11 protein-coding genes are annotated in these 12844 nt (G+C 71.3%); 5 read left to right on the forward strand and 6 right to left on the reverse strand.

What is annotated here, in order from left to right; translation table 11 throughout:
* Nucleotides 1–234: 234 nt before the first annotated feature.
* Nucleotides 235–882 (forward strand): TetR family transcriptional regulator, encoded by a 648-nt coding sequence (locus tag STRIP9103_RS24780; protein ID WP_009321585.1) that lies wholly within the window; start codon nucleotides 235–237, stop codon nucleotides 880–882.
* Nucleotides 883–1034: 152 nt separating this feature from the next.
* On the opposite strand, the gene STRIP9103_RS24785 is transcribed toward STRIP9103_RS24780, so the two are convergent.
* Nucleotides 1035–1517: a nitroreductase/quinone reductase family protein gene (locus STRIP9103_RS24785; RefSeq protein WP_009321581.1), complete on the reverse strand. Its 483-nt coding sequence runs from the start codon at nucleotides 1515–1517 to the stop codon at nucleotides 1035–1037.
* Nucleotides 1517–2797 (reverse strand): acyl-CoA dehydrogenase family protein, encoded by a 1281-nt coding sequence (locus STRIP9103_RS24790; RefSeq protein ID WP_009321580.1) that lies wholly within the window; start codon nucleotides 2795–2797, stop codon nucleotides 1517–1519. Before STRIP9103_RS24790 ends, STRIP9103_RS24785 begins: the two co-directional genes overlap by 1 nt.
* A 129-nt stretch (nucleotides 2798–2926) precedes the next feature.
* Between STRIP9103_RS24790 and STRIP9103_RS24795 the strand changes: the two genes are divergently transcribed.
* On the forward strand, nucleotides 2927–4120 hold the full coding sequence (locus tag STRIP9103_RS24795) for a thiolase C-terminal domain-containing protein (protein WP_009321584.1): 1194 nt from the start codon (nucleotides 2927–2929) through the stop codon (nucleotides 4118–4120).
* Nucleotides 4121–4130: 10 nt separating this feature from the next.
* Nucleotides 4131–4823: a pyridoxine/pyridoxamine 5'-phosphate oxidase gene (locus tag STRIP9103_RS24800; protein ID WP_009321596.1), complete on the forward strand. Its 693-nt coding sequence runs from the start codon at nucleotides 4131–4133 to the stop codon at nucleotides 4821–4823.
* 299 nt (nucleotides 4824–5122) lie between these two features.
* On the opposite strand, the gene STRIP9103_RS24805 is transcribed toward STRIP9103_RS24800, so the two are convergent.
* The 4 genes from STRIP9103_RS24805 to STRIP9103_RS24820 all read right to left on the reverse strand — a co-directional run bounded on the left by STRIP9103_RS24805 (nucleotide 5123) and on the right by STRIP9103_RS24820 (nucleotide 7638).
* Nucleotides 5123–5992, reverse strand: coding sequence for a class I SAM-dependent DNA methyltransferase (locus STRIP9103_RS24805; protein WP_009321588.1), 870 nt, complete (start codon nucleotides 5990–5992; stop codon nucleotides 5123–5125).
* 54 nt (nucleotides 5993–6046) lie between these two features.
* Nucleotides 6047–6679 carry a GNAT family N-acetyltransferase gene (locus STRIP9103_RS24810; protein ID WP_009321587.1) on the reverse strand — a complete coding sequence of 211 codons (633 nt, stop codon included), beginning with the start codon at nucleotides 6677–6679 and terminating at the stop codon, nucleotides 6047–6049.
* 87 nt (nucleotides 6680–6766) lie between these two features.
* Complete coding sequence (locus STRIP9103_RS24815) at nucleotides 6767–7192, reverse strand: Zn-ribbon domain-containing OB-fold protein (protein WP_009321591.1); 426 nt, start codon at nucleotides 7190–7192, stop codon at nucleotides 6767–6769.
* The gene (locus tag STRIP9103_RS24820; RefSeq protein ID WP_009321594.1) at nucleotides 7192–7638 is read right to left on the reverse strand and encodes a DoxX family membrane protein; all 447 of its coding nucleotides are present in this window, start codon (nucleotides 7636–7638) and stop codon (nucleotides 7192–7194) included. The genes STRIP9103_RS24815 and STRIP9103_RS24820 overlap by 1 nt, the downstream gene beginning before the upstream one ends.
* Before the next feature lie 388 nt (nucleotides 7639–8026).
* Here STRIP9103_RS24820 and STRIP9103_RS24825 point away from each other — a divergent pair, with 388 nt between their 5' ends.
* Complete coding sequence (locus tag STRIP9103_RS24825; protein ID WP_009321582.1) at nucleotides 8027–11698, forward strand: WD40 repeat domain-containing protein; 3672 nt, start codon at nucleotides 8027–8029, stop codon at nucleotides 11696–11698.
* Nucleotides 11699–11882: 184 nt separating this feature from the next.
* Complete coding sequence (locus STRIP9103_RS24830; RefSeq protein WP_009321583.1) at nucleotides 11883–12740, forward strand: hypothetical protein; 858 nt, start codon at nucleotides 11883–11885, stop codon at nucleotides 12738–12740.
* Nucleotides 12741–12844 lie beyond the last annotated feature (104 nt).

A 12844-nucleotide genomic window follows, 5' to 3' on the forward strand; every position in this document is an offset into this window, starting at 1 on the left:
GTCTTTCAGGGGCGCGGGGAACTGCGCGACCAGCCCCCACCAACCCGCACCCGCCAACACACCCCCGCCCCCGAGCTCTCAGGCGATCGGCGAAGCGGCGCAGCCTCTCCGCGGGGCGAAAGAAACCCGCCAAAAACCACCCTCGCCACCCTCAAGAACGCCTTGGTGAAGCCCGTACTCCCCATTTGCACTCGGCCGAATAGCGCTTCGATCACCCCTCGGTAAGCTGACGTCATGACAGGACAAGTGCGTACCGTCGACGGCCGCGTGGCCGGCCGACGTGGGCAGGCGACCCGGCAGAAGCTGCTCGACTGCCTCAGCGAGATGCTCAGCTCCTCCCCCTACCGGGACGTCAAAGTCATCGATGTCGCCCGGAAGGCGGGCACTTCGCCCGCGACCTTCTACCAGTACTTCCCGGACGTCGAAGGCGCGGTCCTCGAAATCGCCGAGCAAATGGCCACCGAGGGCGCCACGTTGACGAGCCTCCTCGAAGGCCGCTCCTGGGTCGGCAAGGCGGGCTGGCAGACCGCGCAGGAACTCGTCGACGGCTTCCTGGAGTTCTGGCGCAAGAACGACGCGATCCTCAGGGTCGTCGACCTGGGTGCCGCCGAGGGCGACAAGCGGTTCTACAAGATCCGGATGAAGATCCTGAACTCGGTCACCAACTCCCTCGCCGACACGGTCGCCGAGCTCCAGGCAAAAGGCCGCGTCGACAAGGACGTGAGCCCGGCGGCCCTCGCCGGCTCCCTCGTCGCGATGCTCGCCGCGGTCTCCTCGCACCAGAAGGGCTTCCAGTCCTGGGGCGTGAAGCAGGCCGAACTCAAGCCGAACCTGGCCCTGTTGGTCCACCTGGGCATCACCGGAAAGAAGCCGACGAAGTAGGGCCCGGCCGGTCAACCGGTGATCACCCCGGGCACGACACGCCCCCGGACGCAACTCCTGTCATGGGCGGGCGGCGCCTTCACCCGAAGCGCCCTGCCTGCCGCGTCCACCGCACAACCCCGGGCGAGATGAACACCGCGCAACGGCCCACATCACCGCCGTACGATCCGAAACACCCGTATCTCCCGCTCCACCCGTGCCTGATACGTGGCGTACGGCGGCCAGAAGCGCAGCAGCGTCTTCCATGCCGCCGCGCGTTCCTCGCCCTGAAGGAGATGGGCCGTGACCGGGATGTCCTCGCCCTTCCAGCTGATCTCGGCGTCGGGGTGGGCCAGCAGGTTCGCCGTCCAGGCGGGGTGATCGGTCCGGCCGAAGTTCGAGCCGACGAGGAGCCAACTCCCGCCGCCCTCCTCCGGCATACAGGCGAGCGGCGTACGACGCGGCACCCCGCTCTTCGCCCCGGTGGCGGTCAGCACGACCCCCGGCAGCAACTGCGCGCTGAGCAGCACCTTGCCACGCGTCACCCGGTGCACGGCCCGGTCGAGCGCCGGTATGACATGCGGCGCGACCCGCGCGAACGCCGGCGCGGAGGACACCTTCTGCACCCACCGTCCGACTCCGTCCTTCCAGGTCATCAGCCCCGCGCCTCCTCGCGCTCGTCGGTCTCGAAGACACCCTCGAGATCGGCCGCGTGGGCACGCAGCCGATGTACGGGCCCGAACAGCGCCTCGTCCCCCGCCGCCCGCTTGAAGTACAGATGCGCCTCGTGCTCCCAGGTGAACCCGATGCCCCCGTGCAACTGGATCCCCTCCCCGGCCGCCACCCGCAAGGCCTCCAGCGCCTGCGCGAGGGCGAGCCCGCCGACCCGCTCCCGTACGCCCCCTCCGCCGTGGCCGGCCGCCGCCCAGGCCGCGTAGTACGCCGCCGAGCGCGCCGCCCGCACCCGTACGTACACATCCGCGAGCCGATGCTTCACCGCCTGGAACGACCCGATGGGCCGCCCGAACTGCTCCCGCTGCCGCACATACGCCACGGTCCGCTCCAGCGCCCGATCCGCCGCCCCCGCGGCCTCGGCGGCGAGCACGGCAGCGGCCCCGTCCCCGACACCGGCCAGCGCGGACAGCACATCCGCGCCCGCGCCCTCGTTCTTGTCCTCGCCCTCGTTCTTGCCCTCGCCTTCGCCGAGCAACTCCGCCTTGACGTCCCGGAGTTCGAGCCGTCCCTGCGCCCGCGTCTCGTCGAGCGCGGTCTGCCGCACCCGTACGAGCCCTCCGGCCGGGCCCGAAGCCGAAGCCCCCCGCACCACGAACACCAACGTCCGCGACCGCGCGTACCCGCCGGCGTGCGCGGCCACCAGCAACACCCCCGCGCCGTGGCCGCCGAGCACCTGCCCGACCTCCCCGTACAGCCGCCACCCGTCTCCGGCGCCGGGCCCGGCGCGCCGCGCCTGAACACCCCCGGCGCGCCCACCCCCGGCCCAGGACCCCGCCCGGTTGTCACCGGTGAGCCCCAGCGCGGTCCCGAGCGCCGCACCCGGGACGGCGACGGCGGCGGTCAGCTCCCCGGAAGCGATGCGGGGCAACAGCTCGGCACGCTGCCGCTCGGTCCCCAGGGCGAGGATCAGCGGCGCCGCGAGGACGGAGGTCGGCAACAGCGGTGACGGCGTCAGCGCCCGCCCCAAATCCTCACTCACCAGCGCCAGTTCCGTGACCGAGCAACCGACACCGCCGTACGCCTCGGGAAGCGCGAGCCCGGGAAGGCCGAGCTGCTCGGCGAGGGCGGCCCACAGCGCGGGGTCGTACCCCGGCCCGGCGCGCACGGCCGCCCGTACCTCCTCCGGACCGCAGCGCTTGAGCAGCAGCTCCCGTACCGTGCGCCGGATCTCCTCCTGCTCGGCGGTGAAGCGGGCGTCCATGGCCAGGCCCCCTCTACTCCCCCTGCACTGCACACCGAACCGTCATCCGACGGCAGCATCTGGCGAACCGTCATATTAGGACCGACACACCCTGATGCACAGACTCATACCTGATGTACCGTCAGATACATGGTCTCTGAGACTGACGGCGGCCGATCACCGCGGCGCAAGGTGGCGATCGTCGGCGCGGCCCTCTCCGACTGCGGCCGGGTGGACGACGCGACCCCGTACGCACTCCACGCCCAGGCCGCCCGCCGCGCCCTGGCCGACGCGGGCCTGGAGCACACGCGCGTCGACGGCCTCGCCTCGGCCGGCCTCGGCACTCTGGCCCCGGTGGAGGTGGCCGAGTATCTGGGCCTGCGTCCGACCTGGGTGGACTCGACGTCGGTCGGCGGTTCGACGTGGGAGGTCATGGTGGCGCACGCGGCGGACGCGATCGCCGCCGGGCACGCGAACGTCGTACTCCTCGTCTACGGCTCCACGGCCCGCGCCGACATCAGGGCGGGCCGCCGCACCGGCAACCTCTCCTTCGGCGCGCGGGGCCCGCTGCAGTACGAGGTCCCGTACGGCCACACGCTGATCGCGAAGTACGCGATGGCGGCGCGACGCCACATGCACCAGTACGGCACGACACTCGAACAGCTCGCCTCGGTGGCGGTCCAGGCCAGGGCGAACGCGGCGGCGAACCCGGAGGCGATGTTCCGCACGCCGATCACGATCGACGACGTCCTCTCCTCGCCGCCCGTCGCCGACCCCTTCACCAAACTCCACTGCTGCATACGTTCCGACGGCGGCGCGGCGGTCGTCCTGGCGGCGGAGGAGTACGTACGCGACTGCCGGCCCGCGACCCCCGTCTGGGTGCTGGGCACCGGCGAGTACGTCTCCCACACGACCATGTCCGAGTGGCCCGACTTCACCGTCTCCCCGGCAGCCGTCAGCGGCCGTCTCGCCTTCGCGCGCGCCGGCGTCCGCCCCTCCGAGATCGACTTCGCCGAGATCTACGACGCCTTCACGTACATGACCCTGGTCACCTTGGAGGACCTGGGCTTCTGCGAGAAGGGCGAGGGCGGCGCGTTCGCGGAGAAGGGCCGCCTGACCCTTTCCGGCGATCTCCCGGTCAACACGGACGGCGGCGGCCTGTCGGCCCAACACCCGGGAATGCGGGGCCTCTTCCTCCTGGTCGAGGCCGTACGGCAGCTACGGGGAGAAGCGGGCGAACGGCAGGTGAGAAAACCGAACGGCCACCTCCCCCACCTCGCCGTCGCCTCCGGCACGGGCGGCTGGTTCTGCTCTTCGGGGACGGTGGTGCTGGGGCGGGGATGAGAATCGGGGTATGAGCGCCGATACGTCTTCCCAGAATGCCCGGGATTCCCTTGATTCGATTCTGCGGTCGCTGCGGGTGTGGGATCCGCAGGTCACGGAGTTGCGACCGTTCGACGTGGGGGCCGCGCCCGCTGAGCCGGTGGTGCTGTTCGCCGCGTGGTTCGCGGAGGTGGTGGCGGCCGGGCAGGTGGAGCCGCACACGATGTCGTTGGCGACGGTGGACGCGGAGGGGCGGCCGGACACCCGTACGGTCATGCTGCACGGCGCCGACGCGCACGGCTGGCACTTCGCCTCCCACACCGGCAGCCGCAAGGGTCGGCAGCTGGCGGCCCGGCCGTACGCGGCACTCGGCTTCTACTGGCCCGTGCTCGGCCGCCAGGTACGCGTACGCGGCCGGGTCACGGTGGAACCCTCCGAGTTCGCCCTCGCCGATCTGCACGCCCGTTCGACGGGGGCGCTGGCCGCGGCCCTCGTGGGGCGGCAGAGCGAAGTCCTCTCCTCGTACGAGGAGTTGGAACGCGCCTCCGAGGCCGCCTGGGACCGCGCTCAGCGCGAGCCGGAGGCGACGGTGCCCTCCTGGACGGCGTACGTCCTGGAGCCGGACGAGGTGGAGTTCTTCCAGGGGGACGCGCGGCGACGGCACGTACGGCTCAACTACCGCAGGGAGGGCGGCCGTTGGGTCACCGAGCTGCTGTGGCCCTAGCGACGCGCCGTGCGCCATGGCCGCGGTCGTCGGCTCAGTGGTCCGTCTCCAGGTGGAGTTTCAGCAGGTCGATGCCGTAGTCGCCGCCGTTCGGGGTGCGGATGACGGTGTGGATGTGCTGCTGGGTGGGGGTGCCGCCGTTCTCAGTCATGCGCCCCAAGTTCGGAGGCGGAGCTGAAGCGTTCCTGAAGTGAGGCTGTGGGCGGGCTTTGCCGGGGGGTGGGGCCGCAGGCGGGAGCCATGGGCCGGGGTCGGCGCCGGCCGGCGGCGATACGGGGACCAGGCCCCCGTGCCTCCGCTCAGTCCCCGGCCTTCTCCCACACGGACACATGCTTGGTGCTGTCGCTGGTGAACGGCTCCCGGTGCCACCCCGCCCAACGGTCACGCAACCGCATCCCGGCGAGCCGGGCCATGAGATCCAGCTCGGCCGGCCAGACGTACCGGAACGGCAGCGACCAGTACTCCGTCCGCCCGTCGACGACCATGACGTGGTGCGACCGCATCCCCTGCGTCGCCATGTCGTACGTGTCGAACCCCAGCCGGTCGGGCCCCACCCGGAACGGCACCGCGTTCTGCCCCGGCGGCAGCCTGCGCAGGTCGGGCACGTGGACCTCGATGACGAAGCAGCCGCCGGTCACGAGGTGCGCGGCGGCGTTGCGGAAGCAGTCCACCTGGGCGTCCTGCGTGGTCAGGTTGTTGATCGTGTTGAAGACGAGGTACGCGACGCCGAACTCCCCGTCCACCCGGGTCGTGGCGAAGTCCCCGATGGTGACACCGATGTCCGCACCCCCCGGCTTGGCCCGCAGCCGCTCCACCATGGCCCGCGACATGTCGATCCCGTGCACCGGGACGCCTCGACGGGCGAGGGGGAGGGCGATACGGCCGGTGCCGATGCCGAATTCAAGGGCACGGGAGTCGCCGTGCTCCGCCGCGAGCCCGGCGATCAGTTCGACAACCGGCTCGACGGCCTCCGGACTGAACATGTCGGCGGACGTGTCGTCGTAGCGCGCGGCGACTGCCTCATCGAAGTAGCCGTCAGGATCGTCGGGTTCGCTGTACGCCTCGGGGTTTCCGTCGTCGTACGCCGTGTGGCTTCCGTCGTCGTACGCCTCGTGGTTTCGCTCGTCGTGTCCCTCTTCGCGGTTTCCCTCTTCACGCGTCTCAGGCATGTCGGGACGGTATCGACCCCCGCCGAGCCGTCGCACACGATTTTCTCCCGGCGGCTATGAGATCCCGGTCGGCTGAGCGATCCCCGTCGGCTCCGGATCCGTGGCCAGCCGCGCATGCAGATGGGCATCCCGGAAGGCGTCACGCCGCCCCTCCGCGAACATCGCCCCGCGCAGGACCCCCTCGTACGGGAACCCGCACCGCTCGGCGACCCGGCAGGAGGCGTCATGCCCCAGGGCGTGATCGAGCTCGATCCGATACAGGCCGAACTCGGTGAAACCCCAGCGCGCGGCGAGATCGAGGGAACGGGTGGCGACCCGGCGCCCCCGGGCCTCGGGCAGCACCCAGTAGCCGACCATCGCCCGCCGCATGAACGTGTCGATCCCGCTGAACCCGACCTGCCCGAGCGTCGCCCCGCTCTCCGCGTCCACGGCCCGAAAGGTCACCGTCTCCCCCGCCGCGTCGGCCTCGGCCCGCTTGCGCAGCGACGCCCGGGCGCCGTCGAGGGAGTCGTCCCGCACCATCGGCGTGTTCCAGCGCCGGAACTCCGGATCGTTGCGCCCCCGGAACCACGCCTGGACGTCCGCGTCGGACTCGGCGTCCCAGGAACAGAGCCGCAGACCGTGCCCGCGCACCTCGGGGTAGGGGTAGGGAGGACGGGAGGAGGTTCGCTCGTCAGTACGGTTCATGCCCTCATCCTGGCCCGTACGACCTCAGGCCCGCGCGCGAAATACGGGCCCCTCGCGCGAACCGCCGGCGCCTTCGCGGGTACGGCCTCACACCCGTCCGCGAAACACCGGCACCCGGAAGTCCCCCGCCTCCCGGAACACCACCTCAAGCTCCATCCCCACTCGCAGCTCCTCCTCCCCGCACTCCACGACCTCACTCATCATCCGCGGCCCCTCGACCAGTTCGACGACCGCGGCGACATACGGCACCCGCTCCCCGAACGGCGGCAGATCGTTCCGGTGGACGACGGACCAGGTGTAGAGCGTGGCGAGCCCACTGGCCTGCTCCCACCCCACGTCCTCGCTCCAGCAGTGAGGACAGAACTCCCGGGGACAGTGATGGGCCCGCCCGCACTCCCGGCACCGCCGCAGCAGCAACCGCCCCTCGGCGGCGGCGTCCCAGTACGCACGTGAGAAGTGATCGACGTCCGGCAGATCAGCCCGGACGGCCCGCTGGTCCGGCCCGCCCCCCATCAGAAGATCCCCAACGCGCTGTCGACCGACCACGTCTGCCACGACATCCCGAACAACCCCACCACCGAGATGAGCCCCATCATCGAGTTCTGCCCCTGCTCGGCCCAGTCATGGATCATCAGCACGAAGTAGAGGAGATTGAGCAGCAGCCCGCCGACCAGTGCGATCGGGGTCAGAACGCCAAGGATCAGCCCCACGCCGAGCGCGAGCTCCGCGTAGGCGACGACATACGCCATCACCTTCGGCCGCGGCTTGACGACCACGTCGAACCCACTCCGCACCGCCTCCCACCGATGCTTCCCGGCCACTCCCGCCGCCCACGTGATCCCGGCCCCCTCGAACCACGTCTTCTTGTCCTTGTGCCGCCAACTCTCCAGCCACCAGAGCCCCAGCCCTATGCGGAGAACGGCCAGCCATTCGGCACCGGTGAGCCAGATCGAGTCCATCGACGTCGCCGCCCTTCCGCATCCGCGAGACGGAGTTTCTGACGGTACGTCAGTTCAGCGGATGGGGGACGGATACGCAAGGCGTGTGCAAGGCATGCGCGGACACGGCCGTCACTCCCGGCCGGGCCAACGCTTCGTTGGCGCCGATGACTGATGACTGTCGTAAACGCCACAAGCGGTGGGAAAGCGGTGACTCCCGAGCGGCGGGAAACGTATGTTTGCCGGGCCTGCGCGGAGCTTTCACCTGCTCCGCGGTATCTGGACGGAAGTGAGTCGACCCGTGGCGCGTCCGGAAAGACCACTGGATCCCGCGGCCGGCCCGGTGCAGCGGCTTGCCAGTGAGCTCCGAGAGCTTCGCCGGGCTGCCGGCAGCCCCTCGTATCGGACCATGGCCGAAGCGGCGGGGTTCTCGATGGCGACGTTGTCCAAGGCCGCCGCCGGGACACGGCTGCCGTCGCTCGCCGTGGTCCAGGGGTACGTGCGCGCCTGCGGAGGCGACCCGGGCGAGTGGGAAGCGCGCTGGAAGGAGGCCGAAGCCGGGGCCGCGGAGGAAGCGTGGCCGGGCGCCGACGACGCGACGTCACCGTACCGAGGGCTGGCCCGCTTCGAGCCGGACGACCGCGAGCTGTTCCTCGGCAGGAACCGGCTGGTGCGGGAGTTGCTGGAGCTGGTGTCCGCCCGCCGGTTCGCGGTCGTGTTCGGCGCGTCCGGCAGTGGCAAGTCCTCGCTGCTGCGGGCCGGGCTCATCCCCCGGCTGCGGGAAGAGACAGCGGACCTGGGCGGACCGGCGGTACTGCGCATCCTCACCCCGGGCCCACGGCCCGCGACCACGTACGGACATCTGCTGGCCCCGGCCGAGGGCGAGCGGGAGAACTGGGTGGTGGTGGACCAGTTCGAGGAGGTCTTCACCCTGTGCCAGGACCGGGAGGAGCGGGCCCGGTTCATCGACCTGCTCCTCGCCGCCCGGACCCCGGGCAGCCGGATGAGGGTGGTGATCGCCGTACGCGCCGACTTCTACGCCCACTGCGCCGAGCACCGTGACCTGGCGGACGCCTTGCGCGACGCGTCCCTGCTGGTCGGCCCGATGACCGCGGACGAGCTCCGGGAGGCGGTCGTCAAACCGGCGCAGGCGGTCGGGCTGCTGGTCGAGCGGGAACTGACCGCGCGGATCGTCGAGGACGTGCTCGACGAGCCCGGTGGTCTGCCGATGTTCTCGCACGCCTTGCTGGAGACATGGCGGCGGCGCCGGGGCCGCATGCTGACCCTGGCCGCGTACCGGGCGGCCGGTGGGGTGCGCGGCGCGATCGCGGCGACCGCGGAGGAGGTGTTCGGGCAGCTGTCCCCGGAGCAGGCCCGCACCGCCCGGCACCTGCTGCTGCGGATGGTCGAGCCCGGCCAGGGCACCCCCGACACCCGGCGCCCGCTCACCCGGGCCGAACTTCAGGAGTGGCCCGACCCCGAGGTGCCGGTGGTCGTGGACCGGTTGACCCGCGCCCGGCTGCTGACCGCCGACGAGGGCGGCGTCCAACTCGCCCACGAGGCGTTGATCACCTGCTGGCCGCGGCTGCACGGCTGGATCGAACAGGACCGCGAGCGCCTGCGCCACCACCGCCGTCTGACCGATGACGCCCGCGCCTGGCTGGAGCACGACCGCGATCCCGGTGCCCTGTACCGGGGCGCCCGGCTGACGCGCGCGGAGGAGCTGTTCGCGGACGACGACGGCATGCTCAGTGCGACGGAGCGGGCCTTCCTCACGGCCGCGCGGGAAGCCCGCGAGGCGGAGCGCCGCGCCGCCGCCCGCTCCGCGCGGCGGTCCCGGGCGCTGCTGGCCACGCTCTCGGCCGTCCTGGCCGTGGCCCTGGTCGCCGGCCTGACCGCCTGGGTGGAGCACCTCGACAATCAGCGGCGACGTACCGAGGCGGCGGCCCGCCGTATCGCCGAGGTCGCCGACGCCCTGCGCACCACCGACCCGCGCACCGCCCAGCTGCTGGGCGTCGCCGCCTGGCGTGTCGCCGAGTTGCCGGAGACCCGCCGCGCCCTGCTCGGCGCCCTCGCCCAGCCGCAGACGGACACCTTCACCGATCCGGCGCCCGGCAGCAGCCCCTCCCGCTTCCTCACCCGCTCCGGCCGTACGCTGCTCAGTGCCGACGGCGGCAGTTGGCGCACCTGGGACGTGACAACGCACCGCCGGATCGCATCGGGCCGGCTGCCGGACGGAACCGTCATCGAAGCCGGTCCCGACGGGCGGCACCTCGCGATCGTCAGGGACGACGGCGTACGGCTGTGGGACACCTCCGCCGGGCGATGGACCGGGGCAGCGCTACCGGCCGACACCGCGGTGGAGTTCGGCCTCGACGGCCGCAGCTACGTGGAGAGCAGTCTGTACGACGACCGGGTGAGGCTGCGCTCCACCACGGACGGCACGCCGCTGTTCGAGACTCGGGTGGCCGGCGTCGTCGAGCCGAGCGCCGACGGCCGGCTGGTGGCAGGCTGCCCCTCCGGCCGCCCACCACGGGTCTGGGACACCGCCGACCACCGCATACTGCCCGGCGCCTGGGAAAAGGCGGGCTCCCTTTGCGACGACAGCTCGATGCTGGTGTTCGGCGACTCGGGTGACGCCGCCGACCGGTTCGCAGTGGCCTCCGACAGCGGCGTCCACATTTGGGACGCCACGTCGGGGCGTCGGATCGCAGCCCTCGACGACGCGGGGGTGGACAGCATGTCCTTCAGCAAGGACGGCTCCTTTCTCGCAACCGCCGATGGCAGCGAGATCAAGGTGTGGCGCCTCGACTCCTCCACAGCGGTCGCCCCCGCCCCCGTGTTCCGCCATTCCCTGAACAACGAGCATCTCTACGGCGGCCTCGCCTGGGACGCCGACCGGCCGCTGCTGCGCTACCTCGAAGGCGGCACCGTCCACACGCTGGACCTCGCGGACGCGGTCACCTCCGCATGGCGTGCCGACCCGCTGGCCGCGGTGCTGCTCAGCCCGGACGGCCGTATGCTCGCCACCGCCGAACGCACCACCGACGCCGGCTACCGCTTCCAGCTGCGCGACACCCTCCCCCACTCTCGGCTTCGCTCGAGCGGGGGGACCCCCATCGGTCACGTGCTGCGGACGCTGCCGCCGGTGCCCCTGCCCGTCTCGCGCGACCCCGACGATCCGGTCGTCGCGGAGGACACGCTGGCCCTGATGGCCTTCAGTCCCGACGGCGGCACCCTCGCCTACGGTGTCTCGGCACCCGGCCGCCTGGCCGCGCCGCAGCGGTTCGTCCTCTGGGACGTGGCTCGGGGCCACGCTCGGACCACGCTGGACCTGGCGACGCCGTCGTCCGCCGGGGCGCTGGTCGCACTCGCCCTGGGTCCCTCCGGCCACACCCTGTATGCCACGCGCACACCCCACATCGGCGAGCTCAGCAACGAGGTGTGGGACACCACGCGGCATCGGCGAACCGCCGAGTACAGCGACGCGACCGGAACCGAGCTGGCCCTCCGCCCCGACGGACGGCTCCTCGTCGCCACCGATCACACGGTGCGCCCGCCCTCCGGCACGGTCCGCGCCCACAACCTCGTCCAGGGCAACGAGATCGGCGCCCTCGCCTTCGCCCCCGACGGCTCGCGGCTCGCGGCAGGCGACTTGAGCGGGCGGGTCACGCTGTGGGACGGCTCCCTGAAGCACCGGGAGGGCGTGCTGCGCAACGTCTTCCCCACCCCGCTCGACGACACGGCCGAGGCGGTCAGCGCGCTCGCCGTCAGTCCCGACGGCCGTACCCTGGCCGTCGGCGGCGACGCGGGCACGCTTCAACTGTGGGACATCGCCACCCGGCAGCCCCTCGGCGGCCCGCTGACCACCGCCGGCGACGCCATCGCCTCGCTGGCCTTCAGCCCCGACAGCACCACCGTCCACGCGGCCGGCACGCATGTGCCGCTCATGCGATACACGATCGACCCGGCCCGGGCCGTCACCCAGATCTGCGCCCGCACCGGTGACACCGGTCTGACGCCCGCCCAATGGCACACATATGTGCCGGACGCGCCGTACCGCGAGGTGTGCGGCCACTGATTCCGGGGGCGCTGCGCTTTCCCGGGCCGCTCGGCCTTGAGGAGAGTTGTTTCCGCCCTCGGAAGGGAGTGGTGAAACAACCCGCGCCCCCAAAAGACTGCTCACGGCCGACCTCACGGCCACCGACCGCCCGGCCTCACGCACGGGTGTGGTCTCTCGTTCGACACGCAAGGACGTAAGTATCGTGCCCACCATCAAGAAGTGCCTCCTCACCGGCGCCGCTTTCGGTATGGCGATCAGCGGCCTGACCCTGGGTGCCGCGCCGACCGCGATCGCGTCGACGGACGTCAACGGCGTACACGACTCGCTGCTGCCGAACATGTGCCAGGACGGCTCCAACCGGAGCGGCCAGAGCATCTGGTACTACAACGTCAACACCAAGCAGCTGCTCGACAGAAGCCATGGAAGCGTGGGGAACAGGCCGGTCTGGCAGTACATCGGCGGCAGCAAGGCGGGAAACCGCTACGCCATGAACCCGGGCTGGCGTGAGATCAAGGGCCACTGCTTCTACCCCGCGTCGTCCTCCTGGACGTACGAGGGGAGGCAGACGGCGTACTCCGACCAGGTGACCAACTGCTCGCAGGGCGGCAACGTCAGCGAGCGGGTCGACCAGACCTACAGCACGACGACGACCACCACGAAGACGGTGAACGGCAGCCTGAGCTTCAGCCCCAACATCAGCAAGCTGTTCGGTGTCGGCCTCGGTGCCGAGTTCTCGTACTCGTGGGCCTACGGCAAGACCGTCGGCTGGGGCCGTTCCGTCAACATAGACGTCCCGCCCGGCCGGACCGCGTGGCTCACCGCGGCGCCCATCAAGCGCGTGGTCCGCGTCAACCCGCACTTCTGGATCGACGAGTACAACTGGTACGACGGGACCCAGAAGAAGGGCCACAACAAGTGGGGCATCTACGGCACCGAGCGAGACATCGTGGACCGCAACTACTACTACGACGGCACGTCCGACGAGCTCCGCAACGGCCAGCCGACGTTCAAGTTCTACAAGCACGACCGCGCGAACCGCGCGGGTGAATGCCGGCGCTGAGACTCCGCCGCACCCCGAGACCCGCAGTGCCCCCCATTCCAAGAGATCTACGTCACAAGCCCCACCCCGGTCTCCTACAGGCGTGATCAATCCGCAACCAATTC

Origin of the sequence: Streptomyces ipomoeae 91-03 (assembly GCF_000317595.1) — a bacterium.
Classification (GTDB): domain Bacteria; phylum Actinomycetota; class Actinomycetes; order Streptomycetales; family Streptomycetaceae; genus Streptomyces; species Streptomyces ipomoeae.